The organism is Rhizobium sp. P43 (genome assembly GCF_056730705.1).
Window position 1 is genome coordinate 1495447 of the sequence record NZ_CM161539.1, and the last position, 20149, is coordinate 1515595.

At 62.0% G+C, this 20149-nt stretch carries 20 protein-coding genes; 11 read left to right on the top strand and 9 right to left on the bottom strand.

Features of this window, described 5'->3' with window-relative positions; all coding sequences use genetic code 11:
• Window positions 1–67: 67 nt before the first annotated feature.
• The 6 genes from AC1PUL_RS07400 to AC1PUL_RS07425 all read left to right on the top strand — a co-directional run bounded on the left by AC1PUL_RS07400 (window position 68) and on the right by AC1PUL_RS07425 (window position 6430).
• Window positions 68–1240: a D-alanyl-D-alanine carboxypeptidase family protein gene (locus tag AC1PUL_RS07400; protein WP_480467558.1), complete on the top strand. Its 1173-nt coding sequence runs from the start codon at window positions 68–70 to the stop codon at window positions 1238–1240.
• Between the two features lie 120 nt (window positions 1241–1360).
• Entirely contained in the window at window positions 1361–2056 is a 696-nt protein-coding gene (gene tmk / locus AC1PUL_RS07405) for a dTMP kinase (RefSeq protein ID WP_480467559.1), read from the top strand.
• Window positions 2053–3078: a DNA polymerase III subunit delta' gene (locus tag AC1PUL_RS07410; protein WP_480467561.1), complete on the top strand. Its 1026-nt coding sequence runs from the start codon at window positions 2053–2055 to the stop codon at window positions 3076–3078. The genes tmk and AC1PUL_RS07410 overlap by 4 nt, the downstream gene beginning before the upstream one ends.
• 170 nt (window positions 3079–3248) lie before the next feature.
• Window positions 3249–4802 carry a methionine--tRNA ligase gene (gene metG, locus AC1PUL_RS07415; RefSeq protein ID WP_480467564.1) on the top strand — a complete coding sequence of 518 codons (1554 nt, stop codon included), beginning with the start codon at window positions 3249–3251 and terminating at the stop codon, window positions 4800–4802.
• 4 nt (window positions 4803–4806) lie between these two features.
• Complete coding sequence (locus tag AC1PUL_RS07420) at window positions 4807–5592, top strand: TatD family hydrolase (protein ID WP_480467565.1); 786 nt, start codon at window positions 4807–4809, stop codon at window positions 5590–5592.
• Window positions 5593–5602: 10 nt separating this feature from the next.
• The gene (locus tag AC1PUL_RS07425) at window positions 5603–6430 is read left to right on the top strand and encodes an MBL fold metallo-hydrolase (RefSeq protein WP_480467566.1); all 828 of its coding nucleotides are present in this window, start codon (window positions 5603–5605) and stop codon (window positions 6428–6430) included.
• 146 nt (window positions 6431–6576) lie between these two features.
• Here the strand turns inward: AC1PUL_RS07425 and AC1PUL_RS07430 are convergent, their stop codons facing one another.
• Both AC1PUL_RS07430 and AC1PUL_RS07435 read right to left on the bottom strand, forming a co-directional pair.
• The gene (locus AC1PUL_RS07430; protein WP_480467568.1) at window positions 6577–7332 is read right to left on the bottom strand and encodes a metallophosphoesterase; all 756 of its coding nucleotides are present in this window, start codon (window positions 7330–7332) and stop codon (window positions 6577–6579) included.
• A gap of 103 nt (window positions 7333–7435) precedes the next feature.
• Complete coding sequence (locus tag AC1PUL_RS07435) at window positions 7436–9922, bottom strand: glycoside hydrolase family 3 C-terminal domain-containing protein (protein WP_480467569.1); 2487 nt, start codon at window positions 9920–9922, stop codon at window positions 7436–7438.
• Between the two features lie 243 nt (window positions 9923–10165).
• On the opposite strand from AC1PUL_RS07435, the gene AC1PUL_RS07440 reads away from it, so the two are divergent.
• Complete coding sequence (locus tag AC1PUL_RS07440; RefSeq protein WP_298465584.1) at window positions 10166–10606, top strand: DUF4864 domain-containing protein; 441 nt, start codon at window positions 10166–10168, stop codon at window positions 10604–10606.
• 43 nt (window positions 10607–10649) lie between these two features.
• On the opposite strand, the gene tgt is transcribed toward AC1PUL_RS07440, so the two are convergent.
• The 5 genes from tgt to coaD all read right to left on the bottom strand — a co-directional run bounded on the left by tgt (window position 10650) and on the right by coaD (window position 14608).
• The gene (gene tgt, locus AC1PUL_RS07445; RefSeq protein WP_298465582.1) at window positions 10650–11780 is read right to left on the bottom strand and encodes a tRNA guanosine(34) transglycosylase Tgt; all 1131 of its coding nucleotides are present in this window, start codon (window positions 11778–11780) and stop codon (window positions 10650–10652) included.
• Between the two features lie 3 nt (window positions 11781–11783).
• Window positions 11784–12878 carry a tRNA preQ1(34) S-adenosylmethionine ribosyltransferase-isomerase QueA gene (gene queA, locus AC1PUL_RS07450; protein ID WP_480467572.1) on the bottom strand — a complete coding sequence of 365 codons (1095 nt, stop codon included), beginning with the start codon at window positions 12876–12878 and terminating at the stop codon, window positions 11784–11786.
• Window positions 12879–12968: 90 nt separating this feature from the next.
• Window positions 12969–13478, bottom strand: a complete 510-nt coding sequence (locus AC1PUL_RS07455; RefSeq protein ID WP_298465578.1) for a peptidylprolyl isomerase — start codon at window positions 13476–13478, stop codon at window positions 12969–12971.
• 39 nt (window positions 13479–13517) lie between these two features.
• The gene (locus AC1PUL_RS07460) at window positions 13518–14087 is read right to left on the bottom strand and encodes a peptidylprolyl isomerase (RefSeq protein WP_298465575.1); all 570 of its coding nucleotides are present in this window, start codon (window positions 14085–14087) and stop codon (window positions 13518–13520) included.
• Between the two features lie 26 nt (window positions 14088–14113).
• Window positions 14114–14608 (bottom strand): pantetheine-phosphate adenylyltransferase, encoded by a 495-nt coding sequence (coaD, locus tag AC1PUL_RS07465; protein WP_298465572.1) that lies wholly within the window; start codon window positions 14606–14608, stop codon window positions 14114–14116.
• Window positions 14609–14818: 210 nt separating this feature from the next.
• Here coaD and AC1PUL_RS07470 point away from each other — a divergent pair, with 210 nt between their 5' ends.
• From AC1PUL_RS07470 to AC1PUL_RS07480, 3 genes are all read left to right on the top strand, one after another.
• Complete coding sequence (locus AC1PUL_RS07470; protein ID WP_480467573.1) at window positions 14819–14977, top strand: hypothetical protein; 159 nt, start codon at window positions 14819–14821, stop codon at window positions 14975–14977.
• Between the two features lie 83 nt (window positions 14978–15060).
• Window positions 15061–15213, top strand: a complete 153-nt coding sequence (locus AC1PUL_RS07475; RefSeq protein ID WP_298465566.1) for a hypothetical protein — start codon at window positions 15061–15063, stop codon at window positions 15211–15213.
• A gap of 64 nt (window positions 15214–15277) precedes the next feature.
• On the top strand, window positions 15278–15412 hold the full coding sequence (locus tag AC1PUL_RS07480; protein ID WP_281418986.1) for a hypothetical protein: 135 nt from the start codon (window positions 15278–15280) through the stop codon (window positions 15410–15412).
• 170 nt (window positions 15413–15582) lie between these two features.
• On the opposite strand, the gene gyrA is transcribed toward AC1PUL_RS07480, so the two are convergent.
• On the bottom strand, window positions 15583–18381 hold the full coding sequence (gyrA, locus tag AC1PUL_RS07485; RefSeq protein WP_480467575.1) for a DNA gyrase subunit A: 2799 nt from the start codon (window positions 18379–18381) through the stop codon (window positions 15583–15585).
• Window positions 18382–18577: 196 nt separating this feature from the next.
• Between gyrA and AC1PUL_RS07490 the strand changes: the two genes are divergently transcribed.
• Window positions 18578–19207 carry a MarC family protein gene (locus AC1PUL_RS07490; RefSeq protein WP_298465557.1) on the top strand — a complete coding sequence of 210 codons (630 nt, stop codon included), beginning with the start codon at window positions 18578–18580 and terminating at the stop codon, window positions 19205–19207.
• A 128-nt stretch (window positions 19208–19335) separates the two neighbouring features.
• On the opposite strand, the gene AC1PUL_RS07495 is transcribed toward AC1PUL_RS07490, so the two are convergent.
• A complete protein-coding gene (locus AC1PUL_RS07495; protein WP_185812139.1) occupies window positions 19336–19875 on the bottom strand; it encodes a single-stranded DNA-binding protein in 540 nt (179 codons plus the stop codon).
• Window positions 19876–20149 lie beyond the last annotated feature (274 nt).

Genomic DNA, 20149 nt, shown 5'->3' on the forward strand with positions numbered 1-20149 from the left:
ACGGGAAGAGCAGGGCACGGTGTCAACGAGTTCCGCAAGCGCGAACCCTGCCAGCCGAAGTGTGATGATGCGTTCCGTCTTTTCCGTTGTCGTGCTCATCCTCTCGCTTGTGCTGCCTCTCTTCGGTGGTGGCAATGCGGTTGCGCAGACCGTTCCAGCACCACAGCTGATCGAAACCAAGGCGGCACAGGCCTATCTCATCGAGGCTTCGACCGGCACGGTGCTGCTCGCGAAGAACGAGCGGCAGAGTTTTGCTCCGGCCTCGCTTGCCAAGTTGATGACGCTCGAAGTGGTGTTCGATGCGCTGAAGAAGGGCGAAATCCGGCCGGATACGATCTATCCGGTCTCCGAGTTTGCCTGGCGCACGGGCGGTGCGCCGTCGCGGACCGCAACCATGTTTGCGGCGGTCAAGAGCCAGGTCCCGGTTGCCGACCTCATTCGCGGGATTGCGGTGCACACGGCCAATGACGGCTGCCTTGTGATTGCCGAGGGCATGGCGGGCTCTGAGGCGAAATTCGTCGAGCGGATGAATGCGCGGGCGGCCGAACTCGGTCTCGCCGACAGCCGCTTCGGCAATGCCACCGGCCTGCCGCATCCCGATAACAGGTCGACACTCTATGATCTGGTCAAACTGTCGCGGCACCTCGTCGAGACCTATCCAGATCTCTACAAGACCTTCGCTTTGCCGGAATTCGAGTGGAACAAGATCCTGCAGCGCAACCGCAATCCGCTTCTCGCCTTCGGGGCGGATGGCTTGGGAACAGGCTTTGCCGAAGGCAGTGGATTTGCCATCGTCGCATCCATGGAGCGCAATGGGCGACGGCTGTTCTTGGGCCTGAGCGGACTTGCGACGGACAAGGAGCGGACGGATGAGGCGGTTCGGCTCCTCAACTGGGGTTTCGACAGCTTCGAAATTCGCACGTTGTTCAAGGCCGGCGAGGTGATCGGCGAGGCCAGTGTCTATGGCGGGGCTGAGGGGGCCGTGCCGCTGGTTTCCGCAAAGCCGGTCGAGGTCTACGTGCCGGTCAACAATCCCGAGCGGCTGCAGGCGCGCATCGTCTATCGCTGGCCGCTTTATCCGCCGGTTGCGGCCGATAGCGAGATTGCGTCGCTTAACGTTTTTTCCGGCGAGCGGCCGCTGGTCAGTGTGCCCCTGAAGAGTGCGGCTTCTGTTGAGGTGGGAACGCTGCGTCAACGGGCCTGGGATGCTCTGATCGAGCTCCTGTTTTTCTGGATCTGACGGAAATTTTTCCGCGACCGCGTGATCAATGGTTTCGCGGACTGCGGTCTTGGTTTAGAGCCGTAGGCATGCTCCTAGGGGCAGAACTTCAAACGCTCTAGGCGGGAAGCAGGCAAGACATTGGCGACGGCGCGCGGATTGTTCGTAAGTTTCGAGGGAGGCGAGGGGGCCGGGAAATCGACCCAGATCCGCCTTCTTGCCGAGAACCTGCGCGCCAAGGGCCATACGGTGATCACGACCCGCGAGCCGGGCGGATCGCCGGGTGCCGAGGCCCTGCGGCACGTGTTGCTGTCTGGAGCAGCCGAGGCCTTTGGTGTGCGCATGGAAGCGCTTTTGTTTGCCGCTGCCAGGGCCGATCATCTCGCTTGCGTCATCCGCCCTGCACTTCAGCGTGGCGAGATCGTGCTTTGCGACCGCTTCGTCGATTCCTCGCGCGTGTATCAGGGTGTCACGGGTAATATCGAGCCGCCGCTGATGGCAGCCCTGGAGCGCGTCTCGATCGGCGGGACCATGCCTGACCTGACGCTGGTTCTGGATTTGCCGGCGGAAGTCGGCCTGCAACGAGCGAGAAGGCGGGCAGGCGAAGAAGCCGAGGGGGCGTCGCCCGACCGCTTTGAGAAGGAAAAACTTGAGATCCACGAAAAGCGCCGGCAGGGCTTTCTCGACATCGCCTCGCGTGAACCGGAGCGCTGCCGGGTGGTGAATGCCTCGCTCGATCAGGCGCGGATCGCTCGCGACATCCTCGCCGAGGTGCAGCTGGTCATCGCCAGGCTTGCGCGCCTGGGCCACGACGGCGGGCAGGCGGCGCTGTTATGAGCGAGGAGAGGGCGGGGCTGCTTGACGGAGCGATTGCGCCGGTCAGCAATGTCAGGCTGTTCGGGCATGAGGCGGCGGAAACGTTTCTGGCGCGCAGCTATCGCTCGGGCAAGGGACACCATGCGATCCTCATCGAGGGGCCGGAAGGGATTGGCAAGGCAACGCTTGCCTTCCGCTTTGCCAACCACATCCTGCGCCATCCCGATCCCGCGACAGCACCGGAGGTGATTGCCGATCCCGATCCTGCCCATCCGGTGACCCGGCAGCTGGCATCCGGGGCGAGCCACAATCTCCTGCATCTGTCGCGGCCGGTGGACGAGAAGACCGGGCGCGTCAGGACCGCGATTACGGTCGATGAGGTGCGCAAGGCGGGACACTTCTTTGCCCAGACATCGGGCACGGGCAACTGGCGCATCGTGATCATCGATCCCGCCGACGATCTGAACCGCAATGCGGCGAACGCGATCCTGAAGATCCTCGAGGAACCGCCGAAACGGGCGATGTTCCTGGTGCTGTCGCATGCGCCGGGCAAGCTCTTGCCGACCATCCGCTCACGCTGCCTACCGCTCAAGCTGCACGAGCTCTCGCCGCAGGCGATGGATCAGGCGCTGGGGCAGCTGGGGCTCAGCATTCCCGCCGACAAGCGGGAAGCCGTGCTGTCGCTGGCCAAGGGCAGCGTGGCGCGGGCGCTAAAGCTTGTGAATTACGGCGGTGCCGATATCCTGGATGCCTTCGAGCAGATGCTGGCCGCCTCGGGGCCGGCGCAGCGCAAGCTGATGTACAAGATCGCCGAGGCGCTGTCGGGAAAGGATAGCGAGGTTGCCTTCGGCTTCTTTGTCGAACATCTCGGCGATCATCTGGCCGAGACCGCGCGCCGCCTGGCACTCTCGGGCAATCTTGCTTCAGCAGAGCATTACGCGCGGCTGACATCTGTCATCAACGAGCAGCTGACCGTTGCCTCGGCCTATAATCTCGACCGAAAGCAGACAATGCTCGACGTGCTGGCAGCGATCGTGCGCTGAGGGCAGCGCGGTCTGCTTCGTGGCGCTGCAGCAAAACGGATGTTCCTAAAGCCGCCGGAATGTTTTAAGAGCGTTCGACCCCATTTGTTTTTGCCGTTCATGGCCGGCCCTTCCGTGCCGCCATTGTTTGGCCCGTGACATCGCAACCGACGAAAAGACAACAAGAAGCCATGAGCGATCCCTTCTACATCACCACTGCCATTTCCTATCCGAACGGCAAGCCGCATATCGGCCATGCCTATGAGCTGATCGCGACCGATGCCATGGCGCGGTTCCAGCGGCTTGACGGGAAGGATGTGTTCTTCCTGACGGGCACGGATGAACACGGGCAGAAGATGCAGCAGACGGCACGCGCGGAAGGCATTTCGCCGGAGGAACTCGCCGAGCGGAACTCCAACGAATTCCGCGAGATGGGCAAGCTGCTCAACTCCTCCAACGACGACTTCATCCGCACGACCGAGAAGCGCCATCACGAGACGGTGCAGGAGGTCTGGCGGCGGATGGAGAAGAATGGCGACGTCTACAAGGGCGGTTACGCCGGCTGGTATTCGGTGCGCGACGAGGCCTATTATCAGGAAGAGGAAACCGAGCTGCGCGCCGACGGCGTGCGTTACGGGCCGCAGGGCACGCCGGTCGAATGGGTGGAAGAGGAAAGCTACTTCTTCAAGCTCTCGGCCTATGAAGACAAGCTGCTCAAGCTTTACGAGAAGCAGCCGGATTTCATCGGCCCGAACGAGCGCCGCAACGAGGTGATCTCCTTCGTCAAGTCGGGTCTCAAGGATCTGTCGATCTCGCGCACCACCTTCGACTGGGGCATCAAGGTGCCCGGCGACGACAAGCATGTGATGTATGTCTGGGTCGATGCGCTGACCAATTACATCACCGCAACTGGCTATGTCGAAGATGAGAACGGTCCGCGCGCCAAGTATTGGCCGGCGGACGTGCATATCATCGGCAAGGACATCATCCGCTTCCACGCCGTCTACTGGCCGGCCTTCCTGATGTCAGCGGGCCTGCCGCTGCCGAAGCGCGTCTATGCCCATGGCTTCCTGCTCAACAAGGGCGAGAAGATGTCGAAGTCGCTCGGCAATGTCGTCGATCCGGTGAACCTCGTGAACCATTTCGGCCTCGACCAGGTGCGCTATTTCTTCCTGCGCGAAGTCTCCTTCGGCCAGGATGGCAGCTATTCGGAAGAGGGCATCGGGACCCGCATCAATGCCGATCTCGCCAATGGCATCGGCAATCTGGCCTCGCGCTCGCTCTCGATGATCAACAAGAACTGCGAGGGCAGGGTGCCGGCACCCGGGCCGCTCACCGCAGAAGACGAGGCGATCCTGAAGATTGCCGACGAGGCGATCGACATCTGCCGCGAGGAGATGGGCAAGCAGCAAATCCACAAGGCGGTTGCTGCCATCATCAATATCGTCAACGAGGCCGACCGCTATTTCGCAGCCCAGGCGCCCTGGGTGTTGAAAAAGACCGACGAAGCGCGCATGGGCACGGTGCTTTATGTGACCGCTGACGTCGTGCGCCAGATCGCGATCCTGTTCCAGCCGATCATGCCGGCGTCTTCGGCGAAGATCCTCGATCTCGTAGCTGTGGCGGACGAAGACCGCGTGTTCGCCAAGCTCGGTGCCGTCGGACGGCTGACGCCGGGCACGGAACTGCCGGCACCGTCGCCGGTCTATCCGCGTTATGTCGCGCCGGAAGCGGCCAAGGCGTGAGACGATGCTGATCGATACCCATTGCCATCTGGATTTCGCCGACTTCGACAGCGAGCGTGACGAGCTTGTCACGCGCGCCCATCAGGCCGGCGTCAAACAGATGGTGACGATCTCGACGCGGGTTCGCAAGCTTCCGACGCTTCTGGCGCTGACCGAGCGCTATCCGAGCGTCTTCTGCTCGGTCGGCACGCATCCGAACAATGCCGGCGACGAGCTGGATGTGACGGCGGACGAGCTGGTGGAACTTGCGGAGAGCCATGAGAAGATCGTGGCGATCGGCGAGGCCGGGCTCGACTATTTCTACGACACGCAGAAGCCCGAGGACCAGAAGACCGGCCTGATCCGCCACATCGAGGCGGCGCGGCGCACGGGTCTGCCGCTGGTGATCCATAGTCGCAGCGCCGACGAGGACATGGCGGCGATCCTGACCGAGGAAACAGGGAAGGGGGCCTTCCCTTTCATCCTGCATTGCTTCTCATCGGGTCAGGCTCTGGCCGACACCGGCGTGGCGCTCGGCGGCTACGTCTCTTTCTCTGGCATTGTGACCTTTCCGAAGTCGGAGGAGCTGCGCGAGATCGCCAAAAGCGTGCCTATGGACCGATTGCTGGTCGAGACGGATGCGCCGTATCTGGCGCCGAAGCGCTGGCGTGGAAAACGCAACGAGCCGTCCTATGTGGTAAATACGGCGGAAGTGCTGGCAGAGGTCAAAGGCGTGAGCTACGCGGAGATGGCGGATATCACCACCGAGAATGCCTTCCGCTGCTTCTCGAAAATGCCGCGGGTGGCTTAAGGGAGCTTTGATGAAGGTCACGCGCCGGTTCACGCTGCTCGGTTGTTCCTCGTCTCCCGGCGTGCCCCGGATCAACGGCGACTGGGGCAATTGCGACCCCAACAATCCGCGCAACCGGCGCACCCGCGCCTCCTTCCTGATCGAACAAATTGGACCCGATGGCGGCAAGACGACTGTCGTCGTCGATACAGGCCCGGATTTTCGCGAGCAGATGATCCGCGCCAAGGTCGAGCGCCTCGATGCCGTCGTCTACAGCCATGCGCATGCCGATCATCTGCATGGGATCGATGATGTCAGAGGCTATTTCATCACGCAGCGAAACCGGATTCCGATCTATGCGGAGCCAGCTACGATGGCCCGGATCGAGGAAGGTTTCGGCTATTGCCTGAAGACGCCGCCGGGCAGCAGCTATCCGCCGATCGTTGCACCTGTCATCGTCGAGGACATGGACAAAGCGATCGTCATTGATGGCGCTGGCGGACCCATCGAGCTCATGCCGCTCGTCCAGCAGCATGGCGATATCATCTCGCTGGGATTGCGCATTGGTGACGTGGCCTATTGCTGTGATGTCTCCGACTTTCCCGAGGAAACCGTCGCCAAGCTCTCCGGGCTCGATCTGCTTTACATCGACGCTTTGCAGTATCGGCCGCATCCGAGCCATCTGTCGCTCGAACAGGCCCTTGGATGGATCGAGCGTTTGGCGCCCAAACATGCGGTTCTGACCCATATGCATACGCCGCTCGACTATGAAACGGTGATGGGCGAGACGCCGCCGCATGTCGAGCCAGGCTACGATCAATTTGTCATGGAATTTGAAATGGATGTCGCGGTTTCCTGAGAAACTGAATGCGAATTCCGGCGTCTATATTTCAGGCGCTTTGGCTGATCCGGGCCCTTGCAGGATGCGTCTTTTAGTTCCATAATCTATCTTATGCGATCTTTGTTTGTGGGTTTGTGGCGCTCGATCTGCAGGCTCCCCGGCTCCTAGAGATCCGCGACATGGAGGATAGTCTTGGCCGAGATCTCGGTTTCCTTGGGATAGCCGAAGGCATTGTTGATGTAGGTGACGCCGTCGATCTCCTTGTTGCGGTTCAGGTGGCTGTGACCGTAGAAATGCTTGGTCGAGCCGAGCGAACGAATGCGGCGCTCCAGGCGGTCTGTGCCAAGAACCGGAAACAGCGCCTTGTGCTTTTCCGGATAGCGCGCCGGCATCAGGTCGATGCGCGGCACGAAATGCGAGACGCTGTAGACGGCGGCGAAACCCGATGTGTCCGGGATCACATTCATCGCGTCGAAACGGGCCGCGACCTCGGCGGGTGTGAGGCCGTCCCAGTTGCATTTGTAAAAGTCCATCCAGCCGCGGCGGATGGTCGGTCCGGGTTCGCCGAAGGAATAATCATACCAGGCGAGCAAAGGCACGATCAGGGTCTTGCCGAAGGCCACCGGTCGGGTCTCTATGCCGTAGCCGTGGCAGAGCGCGTTCAGCGTCTCGAATTTCTCGAAGGATGGCCCCTTCCCGCTCCGCGCCGTCCAGAGATCGTGATTGCCGGGCAGGAAGAGCAGTTTCCGATAGCGCGGCACGAGTTCGTCGAAACAGGCTTTGACGAGATCGAGTTCGTCCGAGAGATCGCCGGCGACGATCAGGACATCGTCGGTGAAATCGGCGCGGGACAGCGCTCGCAGCCAGTCGAGATTCTGCCGGTAATCGACGTGAAAATCGGATCCGAGGAAGAGGCGCATGCTCAGGGGATCCGCTGCGGTTTCGAAGACATTCTAGCCTTCTAATTGAATTTCACGGCCCGGCAAGAGACGGCGGAGGCCGCGAAACCTCCGCCGCAGCGGATCAGTCGACGACATCAGGCAAAGGCGGTGCCGAGACCCCTTCCCGCCATTCGCTGGCCAGGGTCAGCGTCAGCGTGGCGCGGATATCCTCGGCATTGGCGGCAATCACGAGGTCATAGTCCCCGGCCTCGGCGATCCAGGCGCGCGCCTGCGGATCGAAGTAAGCGAGGTCGCGGACTGCGAGCGTGAGCCGTGCTGTTGCGGTCTTGCCGGCGGCGATATGCAGCTTGGCGAAGGCCTTGAGTTCCTTCACCGGACACAGCAGGCGTGAGGCCTTCGGCTTGACATAGAGCTGGACCAGTTCGGCGCCTGCCCGGTCGCCGATGTTCGTCACATCTACCTCGATGGTAACGCCTGTGGGTCCCATATCACGACTGGAAGCGCGTGGGGCTGACCAGTCGAAGCTTGTATAGGACAGGCCGTAACCGAAGGGGAAGAGCGGCTTGGCGCCATCGGCATCGTGATGGCGGTAACCGACGGCAAGGCCTTCCGCGTAGACGACATGGCCGTCCTTGCCGGGATAGGTCTTCGGATCGCCTGTCATGGCGGAATTGTCGGCGAGGCGCTTGGGGAAGGTCTGCGGCAGGCGCCCGCCGGGTTCGGCATCGCCGAACAGCACGTCGGCAATGGCATTGCCGGCCTCCTGCCCCGGATACCAGGCCTGGATGACAGCCAGGACCTTGTCGAGCCAGGGCATTTCGACCGGGCCGCCGGTCTGCAGGACGACGACGGTGCGCGGATTGACGGCGGCGACCTTCTCGATCAGTTCTTCCTGGCGACCGGGCAGGCGCATATCGGGCAGGTCGAGACCTTCGGTGTCCCACTCCCCTTCCCGGCCGACGAACAGCACGGCGATATCAGAGGCCTTGGCCTGTTCGACCGCAAGCTGGATGTCCTTGTCGGATGTCGGCAGCTCGACGCCGAAGCGGAGGGCACGAATTCGGATACCGGACTCGACCTCTGCCGGAGAGCGGTAATCCACGCGGATCTCGTAGCTTCTCCCCGCTTCGAGGAAATGTTCGACACGGACCTCGGTATTGCCATTGCCGAAGAAATTGTCGCCGCGCTTCCAGCCTTCATAGCTGTCGACCACAAGCACGTCATCAACATAGAGGCGGGCAAGTCCGGCATTGGCGAGGCCAAACAGGTGGTTGCCGCTTTCTTCCGGGCGATAGATCGTCTTCAGACGGACGGAGAAGTCGCGCGGATCGAGCGATGGCTTGGGCATGTCGAGCCAGAAGAAGTTCGAGACTTGCGCCTGGTCGCTATGCATCACGGGGCCCTCGCAGCGGGTCCCCTGGAAGAAGTCGAGGCTGATCTCGCCTTCGAGCATGCGGGTCAGGCGGTTGTTGCGGCAGCCCATGATGTGGCTGACGCGGTTGGTGCCGGAGAGCGCATTGCGGATACCCTCGAGCGGGCTCACCTTGTAATGCGCGTTGATCTGGGCGCTGCCGCCGCCCATGATACGTGGTTGCGTGGCATTGGGACCGAGCACGGCGATGCGGTCGAGGGCCGATTTGTCGAGCGGCAGGATGCCGTCATTCTTCAGGAGCACCATGCCCTCGGCGCCCAGCTTGCGGATGAGCGCGCGGTGTTCGGGGCGATCAATAGCTTTCTCGTCTGCCATGGAGGGATCGGCAAAGGCGCCGACGCGCTCGAGCAGCAGCAGGATACGGCGGGCGGCAGACTTGACGGTGTCTGCGGGCACCCTGCCCTCGCGGACAGCGCTAGCCAGCTTTTCGCCGCGGTCGCGGGTCGGACCCGGCATTTCCAGATCGAGGCCGCCGATTACAGAGGCTTCCGTGGTGTGCGAGCCGAACCAGTCGGACATCACGATGCCGTCATAGCCCCATTCCTCGCGCAGGAGTTCGGTCAGCAGCCAGCGGTTCTCGCTGGTCCAGACACCGTTCAGGCGGTTGTAGGAGGACATGATCGCCCAGACGCCGGCCTTTTTCACCGCTGCCTCGAAGGGGGGCAGGTAGATCTCGCGCAGTGTGCGCTCATCCATGTCGGACGACATGGTCTGACGCTCGATCTCGGATTCATTGCCGACGAAATGCTTGATCGTGGCGGCGATGCCCTCAGACTGCACGCCCTCGATATAGGCGACGGCCAGCACCGAGCTCAGCATCGGGTCTTCGGAGTAACATTCGAAATTTCGGCCATTGAGACCAGAGCGATGAATGTTGACGGTCGGTGCCAGCAGGACGCGGGCGCTCTTGGTCTTGGCCTCCTCCGCCAGCGCCACGCCCATCTCGCGCACAAGCTCCGGGTTCCAGGCAGCCCCGATGCCAATGGTAGCGGGGAAGCAGGCGGATTTGACGCCACCGACCAGCGAGCCGCCGCCGCGTGCGCCGTTCGGACCGTCGGTCACCTTGATCTTGGGGATGCCAATGCGATCGACTGCGACCGTCGTCCAGAAATCGGCGCCGGCCAGCAGGGCAACCTGCTCCTCAAGTGTCATCTGGTCGAGCAGGTCATCGATCATTGCAAGGCTCCTCATCTCGCAGTCGTGTTGGCGCGTGTCGCCACCTCCGGCAACGTTGCAGCCAACTCATGGTCTTTGTTTTTAAGCGGCTTCACCCCTGGCTTGTCCAGACCAGCCGGGGGTAATCCAGCGGGTTTTGCTCACGATATCGCGATGAACGACACGAAACCGTCATGAGGACTTTCCGACGGGGCGAATCGTCCTATCCTTTTGTTTCGGACCTTCTGAAACAAGGGGATGATGATGCGCATGCGGATTGGAATTGCCCTGTCTCTCGTGGTCGGCCTGCTTGCAGCACCGGTCATGGCCCAACAGGATGGAAAGACCGAGGCTGTGACCCTCGTGAAAAACGTCATCGAGCAGCAGATCACGGCCTTTCTGAACGATGATGCCCAGACGGCCTATTCCTTCGCTTCGCCGGAGATCAAGTCGGTGTTTCCCAATGCGGAGCGCTTCTTCGAGATGGTGAAGAAGAGCTATGGCCCGGTCTATCGTCCCGGCAACTATGCCTTCGGGCGCAATCAGGTGTCGCCCGATGGCACGGTGGCCTATCAGGAGGTGCTGATCTCGGCGCCCGATGGCAAGGACTGGGCCGTGTATTACGAGCTGAAGCGCCAACGGGACGGCCAGTTTGCCATCAATGGCGTGCGCATGAAGCGCGAGACGAACAGTCAGGGTATCTGAACCTTCAGGGCAGGACGATTGAGCGCCCTGCCCTCGATCACGCTCAGATCGGGTCGATGTCGCCGCGGTTCCACATCTCGATGGTTTCGGCCTTGAAATCCTCGAAGCGGTTTTCCGCGATCGCCTGGCGGATGCCCTGCATCAGTTCCTGATAGTAGCTGAGGTTGTTCCAGGACAAGAGCATTCCGCCGAGCGCTTCATTGGAGCGCACGAGGTGATGCAGATAGGCACGCGAGTAGTCGCGGGTCGCCGGGCAGGATGACTGTTCGTCCAGCGGACGCATATCCTCGGCATGGCGGGCATTGCGGATATTGACCTTGCCGCGGCGGGTAAAGGCAAGGCCGTGGCGACCGGAGCGGGTCGGCATGACGCAGTCGAACATGTCGATGCCTTCGGCGACCGATTTCAGCATGTCATCGGGCGTGCCGACGCCCATCAGGTAGCGCGGCTTTTCGGTGGGCAGCACCGGCAGCGTGATGCGCAGCATGTCGAGCATGACGGCCTGGGGTTCGCCGACGGCGAGACCGCCGATCGAATAGCCCTTGAGGTCCAACTGCTTCAGGCCTTCCGCCGAGCGGATGCGAAGCGCCGGCTGGTCGCCGCCCTGGACGATACCGAACATGGCCTTGCCGGGCTGGTTGCCGAAAGCGACGCGGCAACGTTCGGCCCAGCGCAATGAGAGTTCCATGGCGCGTTCGATCTCGCGCGGTTCGTTGGGCAGCGCCACGCATTCGTCGAGCTGCATCTGGATGTCACTGTCGAGCAGGCCCTGGATCTCGATCGAGCGCTCCGGCGACATGTGGTGCAAGCTACCATCGACATGGCTCTTGAAGGTCACGCCCTGCTCGTCGAGCTTGCGCAGGCCAGACAGCGACATCACCTGGAAGCCGCCCGAGTCGGTCAGGATCGGGCCGGGCCAGCGGATGAGTTCATGCAGGCCGCCGAGGCGGGCCACGCGTTCCGGACCGGGGCGCAGCATCAGGTGGTAGGTGTTGCCGAGGATGATGTCGGCGCCGCCTTCCTTGACCTGATCGAGATACATGGCCTTGACGGTGCCGACGGTGCCGACGGGCATGAAGGCCGGGGTGCGGATCGTGCCGCGCGGCATGGTGATCTCGCCAAGGCGAGCCTTGCCGCTGGTGGCCTTCAGATTGAACGTGAAATTCTCGGACATCGGTCAGTCGTCTTTCCGGAAGAGCAGGCTGGAATCGCCATAGGAATAGAAGCGGTAGCCGGTCTCGATGGCGTGGGCATAGGCCGCACGCATCGTGTCGAGGCCGGAAAAGGCGGATACCAGCATGAAAAGCGTGGATTTGGGCAGGTGGAAATTGGTCATCAGCATGTCGACTGCCTTGAAGCGATAGCCGGGCGTGATGAAGATGCCTGTCGCACCTGACCAGGCGGGAATGTGGCCATTCTCCTCGGCGGCACTTTCAAGCAGGCGCAGCGAGGTGGTGCCGACCGCAACAATACGGTTGCCCCGGGCACGAACGGCGTTGAGAGCGGCCGAAGTCGACGGCGAGATATAGCCGATCTCCTCATGCATCTTGTGCTCGGCGGTATCGTCCGCCTTGACCGGCAGGAAGGTGCCAGCGCCGACATGCAGGGTCACGAAATGGCGCTCGATGCCGGCGGCGTCGAGTTTGGCGAACAGGTCTGGCGTGAAATGCAGGCCGGCGGTCGGGGCGGCCACGGCGCCCTCCTCGCGGGCGTAGATCGTCTGGTAGTCGGCGCGATCCTTGTCGTCTTCCGGCCGCTTGGCGGCGATATAGGGCGGAAGCGGAATGTGGCCGACAGTGGCGATCGCCTGGTCCAGATCGGGGCCCGAGAGGTCGAAGGCGAGATCGATTTCGCCGGCTTCACCCTTTTCCGCAACGGTCGCAACGAGCGAGCCGAGCATGCAGGCGGCGCCTTCCCCCTGCCCCGTGCCGAAATCGATGCGGTCGCCGGCCTTGATGCGCTTGCCGGGCTTGGCAAAGGCCTTCCAGCGATTGGCGGCCACACGCATGTGCAGCGTGCAGGAGACGGCGATTTCCTCGGCACCTTCGCGGTGGCGCACGCCTTCGAGCTGGGCCGGGATCACCTTGGTGTCGTTGAAGACCAAGGCATCGCCGGGCTTCAGGAAGGAGGCGAGATCATAGACATGATGGTCTTCGAGAACCGGGTCGCCATTGGGGCGCACCACCAGGAATCGCGCATGGTCACGCGGGTTTGCGGGCCGCAGCGCAATATTGTCTTCCGGCAGGTCGAAGTCGAAGAGATCTACACGCATTGCTTCACATCAGGTCTGGATTGACGGGTTTAAACGCGAAAACCCGCCCGAGTGCCATGCACCGAGGCGGGCTTCCGTAGAAGAAGCCGATCAGGCGTCGGCAGCGACCTTCATCGAGACGATCGAGTCGGGATCGCGCACGGGCTCGCCCTTCTTGATCTGGTCGATGACGTCCATGCCCTCGATGACCTGGCCCCAGACGGAATACTGCTTGTTCAGCCAGGGTGCATCGGTGAAGCAGATGAAGAACTGTGAATTGGCCGAGTTCGGGTTCTGCGAACGGGCCATGGAGCAGGTGCCGCGAACATGCGGCGTGGCCGAGAATTCGGCCTTCAGGTCAGGCTTGGACGAGCCGCCCATGCCGGCGCGACCCGGGTTGAAGCTGTCTGCACCCTGCTTGCCATACTGGACGTCGCCGGTCTGAGCCATGAAGTCTTCGATGACGCGGTGGAAGACAACGCCATCATAGGCGCCTTCGCGCGACAGTTCCTTGATGCGGGCGACATGGCCGGGGGCCAGATCCGGGAAGAGCGCAATCACGACCTTGCCCTTGGTGGTTTCCATCAGGATGGTGTTTTCCGGATCCTTGATCTCGGCCATGGGGGTTCTCCTTGGTTGGGGCTTATCGCCCTTTTGATATCAGTTGCGACCGACGGTGACCTTGACCATGCGGTCGGGATCGGTGACTTCGCCGTTGCCGCCTTCGCCACGCTTGATCTTGTCGACGAATTCCATACCGGAGACGACCTGGCCGACGACCGTGTACTGGCCGTTCAAGAAATCGCCATCGGCGAACATGATGAAGAACTGCGAATTGGCGGAGTTCGGATCCTGGCTGCGGGCCATGCCGACCGTGCCGCGGACGAAGGGCTTGTCCGAGAACTCGGCGGGCAGATCCGGCAGGCTCGAGCCACCGGTGCCGGCGCGACCCGGCTCAAAGCCGTTCTCCATGTCGCCGAACTGCACATCGCCGGTCTGGGCCATGAAGCCCTCGATCACGCGGTGGAAGGCAACATTGTCATACTCGCCCTTGGCGGCGAGGTCCTTGATCTGGGCAACATGCTTGGGCGCGACATCCGTCGCCAGCTGGATCACGACCGGGCCGTCCTTCAGCTGGATGGTCAGGAAGTCCTCGTTGGACTGAGCCTGGGCGGCGCCGAAGCCGGCGATGGCCAGCACGAATGCGGTTGCGAGTTGGACGAGCTTCATGATCACTCCCGTTTGGATATTGCGGCTCAGCGGCCGTATCTTGAATTGAGGGCGGCCAGCACCGGAGCCGGCACGAAGGCGCTGACATCTCCGCCCATGGCGGCGATCTGGCGGACCAATGTGGCGGTAATGGGCCGCGAGGCGGTGGCGGCCGGCAGGAACACGGTCTGCAGTTCCGGCGCCATCTGGGCGTTCATGCCGACCATCTGCATCTCATAATCGAAATCTGTTCCGTCGCGCAGCCCACGAACGATGATCCGCGCGCCATGCCGGCGGGCGGCATCGACGGCGAGATCGGCGAAGGATACGACGTCCAGATCCCCTGCCCGGCCCGGCAAGACTTCAGCCAGGGAGGCACGGATCAGATCGGCACGCTGTTCGAAGGTAAAGAGCGGCGCCTTGCCCGGATGGGTGCCAATGGCGACCACCAGGCGATCAACGATGTTCAGCGCCTGAACAAGTACGTCCAGGTGGCCGTTGGTCATCGGATCGAAAGAGCCAGGATAGAAAGCGGTTGCCATGAGAACCCGTGTTTTGGTTTCGCCCGCCTTTTGTCACGGAAGCCGGGATATCGCAAGCACCCAACGGCCTCGCTTGCGTCACGCTTTTGCCAGATGAGAACCCTGCCCGCTGCGCTGAACGACAGATGAACGCGTCATTCAAGGCGGCTTCAGACGGGTTCCTCTATTCCTGAAGCATCAACCGAACCGACATACCCCAAGGATGTTCCGATGCTCGTTCTTCTGATTGCCTCCGCCATTGCCGCCTCGCTTCTCGTCGAGCTCGGCCTCATGGTTGCGCGGGAGTGGATGGAAGCGTCACAGTTCCGTCACGAAGATGAACCGCAGATGAACGGCGCGTTCAAGAGGACTTCAGGCGGCGGTTGGTAAACATCTTCCTACACTGTGCGGGAACTATTTTCGCACGCAAACATTTTACGGCAGCGAATGCCGGCATTCAAAGGACTAAAGCAATGCATGACAAGGTTACCCTGATCAACCTCGTATGGATGATGATGATGACTGCCATGGTTGCCACATCCGCAACCTTCTACGTCAAGGGCAGTGGTGACGCTGCTTTCTACGGCCCTCCGATGACGGCTCGCTATCACAGCTTCAGCCATTAATCGGATTTCAAATCTTCGCCGCTAGAAACGCAACATCACGCTGAACAAGAGAAAGGAAAAGACCATGTTTCTGACGCTTACGGTTCTTGCCGCTCTGATCAGTGGCATGTTTGTGGCCTCGGTCGTTTCCACGATCACGGCGCTCAAGCGCGAAAACGACGATTTCCGGGCCATGATGGAGCGCCGCAAGGCCTTCTGAGACCGATCCCAAGCGGTCACAGTCGGTGGATCCACACGCCGGCCCAAACAAGACCGCATCAAACCTGATGCAGACCTCCAGCAAAAAGCCCGCTCGGATCACAAATCCGGCGGGCTTTTCGCTTGTTCATGTCTCCATACGAAAACCGGCCCTTGCGGGCCGGCTCACATTCACTCGGTCGGGGCTTCGCCAGTATCGGTCGCCGGCTCAACGCCGCCCAAGCCTTCACTACCCTCTGCTGCCTCCGTTACTTCCTCGTCACCTTCCGGTTCCGTGATCCGCTCGACCGAGACGACCTTTTCGTCCTTGGCGGTGGAGAAGATCGTCACGCCCTTGGTGGCGCGGCTGGCGATGCGGATGCCGTTGACCGGCACGCGGATCAGCTGGCCACCGTCGGAGACGAGCATCAGCTGGTCGGTGTCTTCGACCGGGAAGGCCGCGACCAGTTCGCCGATCTCAGATGTCTTCGAGGTGTCGGTGGCGCGGATGCCCTTGCCGCCTCGACCGGAGGTGCGGAAGTCGTAGGAGGACGACCGCTTGCCGAAGCCCTTCTCCGAGACCGTGAGGACAAACTGCTCGCGGGCCTTGAGCTCCTGATAGCGCTCTTCGGACAGTTCGCCTTCGGCTCCGACTTCCTCGCCGACGAGAGCGATATCGTCTTCGTCGACGCCCAGGGCGCGACGCTCGGCGGCGGAGCGCTTGAGATAGGCCGCACGCTCCCATGGTTCGGCATCGACATGGGCGACGATCGCCATCGAGATCAGGCGGTCGCTGTCGGCGAGCGTCAGACCGCGGACACCGATCGAATTGCGGCCGGCAAAGACGCGCACTTCATCAACCGGGAAGCGGATCGCCTGGCCAAGCGCCGTCGTCAGCAGCACGTCGTCATGCTCGGTGCAGGTTTCGACGCCGAGGATCTCGTCGCCCTCTTCCTCCAGCTTCATCGCGATCTTGCCGTTGCGGTTGACCTGGATGAAATCGGAGAGCTTGTTGCGGCGAACCGTACCACGGGTCGTCGAGAACATGACGTCGAGGTTTTCCCAGCTCGTCTCGTCCTCGGGCAGCGGCATGATCGAGGTGATGCGCTCGCCGGGCTCCAGCGGGAACATGTTGATCATAGCCTTGCCGCGCGACGTCGGCGTGCCGATCGGCAGGCGCCAGACCTTTTCCTTGTAGACGATGCCGCGCGAGGAGAAGAACAACACCGGCGTATGGGTATTGGCGACGAACAGACGGGTCGCGAAATCCTCGTCCTTCATGGCCATGCCGGAGCGGCCCTTGCCGCCGCGACGCTGGGCGCGATAGGTCGTCAGCGGCACGCGCTTGATGTAGCCGGCATGGGACACGGTGACGACCATGTCTTCGCGGGCGATCAGGTCCTCGTCGTCCATATCCGGACCGCCATCGACGATCTGGGTGCGGCGCGGGGTGCCGAATTCGTCACGGATAGCCTTGAACTCGTCCTTGACGATCTGCTGGATGCGGACGCGGGACGACAGGATCTCAAGATAGTCGGCGATTTCGGCGCCGATCTTGTTCAATTCCTCGTCGATTTCGTCACGGCCAAGCGCCGTCAGGCGGGCGAGACGCAGCTCGAGGATGGCGCGCGCCTGCTCTTCGGAGAGATTGTAGGTCAGGTCATCGTTGATGCGATGGCGCGGATCATCGATCAGGCGGATCAATGCTTCCACGTCATGGGCAGGCCAGCGGCGCGTCATCAGCTGTTCGCGGGCGGTTGCCGGATCCGGCGCATTGCGGATGAGCGCAATGACTTCATCGATATTGGCAACGGCGATAGCCAGACCGACCAAGACATGGGCGCGCTCGCGGGCCTTGCGCAGCAGATACTTGGTGCGGCGGCTGACGACATCCTCGCGGAAGGCGACGAAGGCCCGGAGCATGTCGAGCAGCGTCAGCTGTTCCGGCTTGCCGCCGTTCAGCGCCACCATGTTGCAGCCGAAGGAGGTCTGCAGCGGGGTGTAGCGATAGAGCTGGTTCAGGATGACATCGGCATTGGCATCGCGCTTCAGCTCGATGACGACGCGGTAGCCTTCACGGTCGGATTCGTCGCGCAGGTCGGAGATGCCCTCGATGCGCTTTTCGCGCACCAGCTCGGCCATCTTCTCGATCATCGTCGCCTTGTTCACCTGATAGGGGATCTCGGTGATGATGATCTGTTCGCGATCGCCGCGCATCGGCTCGACGCGGGCAACGCCGCGCATCACGACCGAACCCCTGCCCGTCTCATAAGCCGACTTGATGCCCGAGCGACCGAGGATCATGGCGCCGGTCGGGAAGTCCGGACCCGGGATGATCTGCATCAGCTCCGGCAGCTCAATCGCCGGATTGTCGATCAGCGCCGTGCAGCCGTCGAGCACTTCGACCAGATTGTGCGGCGGAATGTTGGTCGCCATGCCGACGGCGATACCGCCGGCACCATTGACCAGCAAGTTCGGGAACTTGGCGGGAACGACGACCGGCTCCGACATGGTGCCGTCGTAGTTGTCGCGGAAATCGACGGTTTCCTTGTCGAGGTCGTCGAGCAGCGCGTGGGCGACCTTCTGCAGGCGGCATTCCGTGTAACGCTGGGCCGCCGGCGGGTCACCATCGACAGAGCCGAAATTGCCCTGACCGTCGATCAGCGGCATGCGCAGCGACCAGTCCTGCGCCATACGGGCGAGCGCGTCATAGATCGCGGCGTCGCCATGCGGATGGTATTTACCCATCACGTCACCGGTGACGCGGGCGCTCTTGACGTATTTCTTGTTCCAGTCGAGGCCCAGTTCGTTCATGCCGTAGAGGATGCGGCGGTGCACCGGCTTCAGGCCGTCGCGCACGTCAGGCAGCGCGCGGCTCACGATCACGCTCATGGCGTAATCGAGATACGACCGCTGCATTTCCTCCATGATGGAAATCGGCTGGATGTCGGACGGGAACTTGCCGCCGCCGGGAGTGCTTTGCTCAGTCAAATCAGGTCACGATCTCTGTTCGGAATCACTGGGGATTTTATAGCGGAACAGGCGGGGGAGCGCCAATTTTGCACCCGGTTATAAACAGGCTTTTGCGGCGCCGGAAAGGCATTTCTCCCAATATGTTGGGGGCGCGGCTTGCAAGGCTACCAGCGCTTCGGCTTTATGGGTGCTTCAACATGAGAAAGACCCGAGCATGGCCGTTACCGAAACGATGATCAGCGCCTTCACGACCCTCCTGGTCACCGTCGACCCGCCAGGGCTTGCACCGCTCTTCCTCGGCCTCACCCAGGGCATGACCCGCGCCCAGCGCCAGCAAGTGGCCATTCGCGGCTCGGTGATGGGCTTTGCCATCCTGACGGTCTTTGCGCTCTTCGGCGCCAGCATTCTCGGCGCACTCGGCATCTCCATGGGCGCCTTCCGCATCGCCGGCGGCCTGATGCTGTTTGCGATCGCCTTCGAGATGATCTTCGAGAAGCGCAACGAGCGGAAGGAGAAGACCACGGGCGACGCCATCACCAAGGATCACATCCACAATCTCGCGGTCTTCCCTCTGGCGATCCCGCTGATCGCAGGTCCGGGCGCGATTTCCGCGACGGTGCTGATCTCGGGAACGATGGAGGGCTGGGTCGGCAAGGCGCAGCTCGTGGCCGTGATCGCCGTGGTCCTCGGCCTGGTTTTCGTCTCGCTCTATCTGGCGGAGCGGCTGAACAAGTTCCTCGGCGTGACCGGCCGGGCGCTGTTGACCCGCCTGCTCGGCGTGTTGCTGGCGGCTCTTTCCGTGCAGTTCGTGGTCGACGGGGTGAAGTCCGCCTTTGCGGGCTGACGACCCTGCGCCAACGATAAGGCAATTCGGCAATCAGCTAACTTCCGTTTCGGCGCTCTGAGTTTGCCCGATCATGAAATGAAAATGGGGGCCGAAGCCCCCATCAATACCTGCCGCTCGCCGGGTTCTCAGAACGGGATGTCGTCGTCAAGATCGCGCGAGAAGCCGCCGGAGGGGGCGCTGCCGCCGCGGCTTGCGCCACCGGAAGAACCGCCGCGCGAAGGTGCCGGCGAGCCGTAGCCGCCGTCATAACCACCGCCGCCATAGCTGTCGCCGCCGAAGTCATTGCCGCCCCGCGAGGCACCGCCGCCATCACCGCGACCGCCGAGCATGGTCAGGTTGCCGTTGAAGCCCTGCAGGACGACTTCGGTCGAGTAGCGGTCGGCGCCGCTCTGGTCCTGCCACTTGCGGGTCTGCAGCTGGCCCTCGACGTAAACTGTCGAGCCCTTCTTCAGATACTGTTCGGCGACCTTGCAGAGACCTTCATTGAAGATCACGACCGAATGCCATTCGGTCTTTTCCTTGCGCTCGCCGCTGTTCTTGTCCCGCCAGGTTTCCGAGGTCGCGATGCGCAGATTGGCGATCGGACGACCGTCCTGGGTCCGGCGGATTTCGGGATCGGCACCGAGATTGCCGATCAGAATGACCTTGTTGACGCTACCAGCCATGACACTCACCTTACTGCCGCGCCGCCGCGGCGTTCAAACTTCAATCAATTTGCACCTTAGCCCAATCGCCGATGCGAATGGGCGTTGCGACCGTATAATCCACAGAATGTGGGCCGATGAAAAATGTTCTTTATTTGTTCTAGTATTTCCCTATGATCCTGTCAACAGAATCGAAATTGCGCTTCGGCGGCCCCTTGCGCCTCGACTCGGAGGGGCCGTTGCCTACATAAGGACAGTTCTCCCAGGAACCGTCCCCTTCCCTTTGCCGATCAGA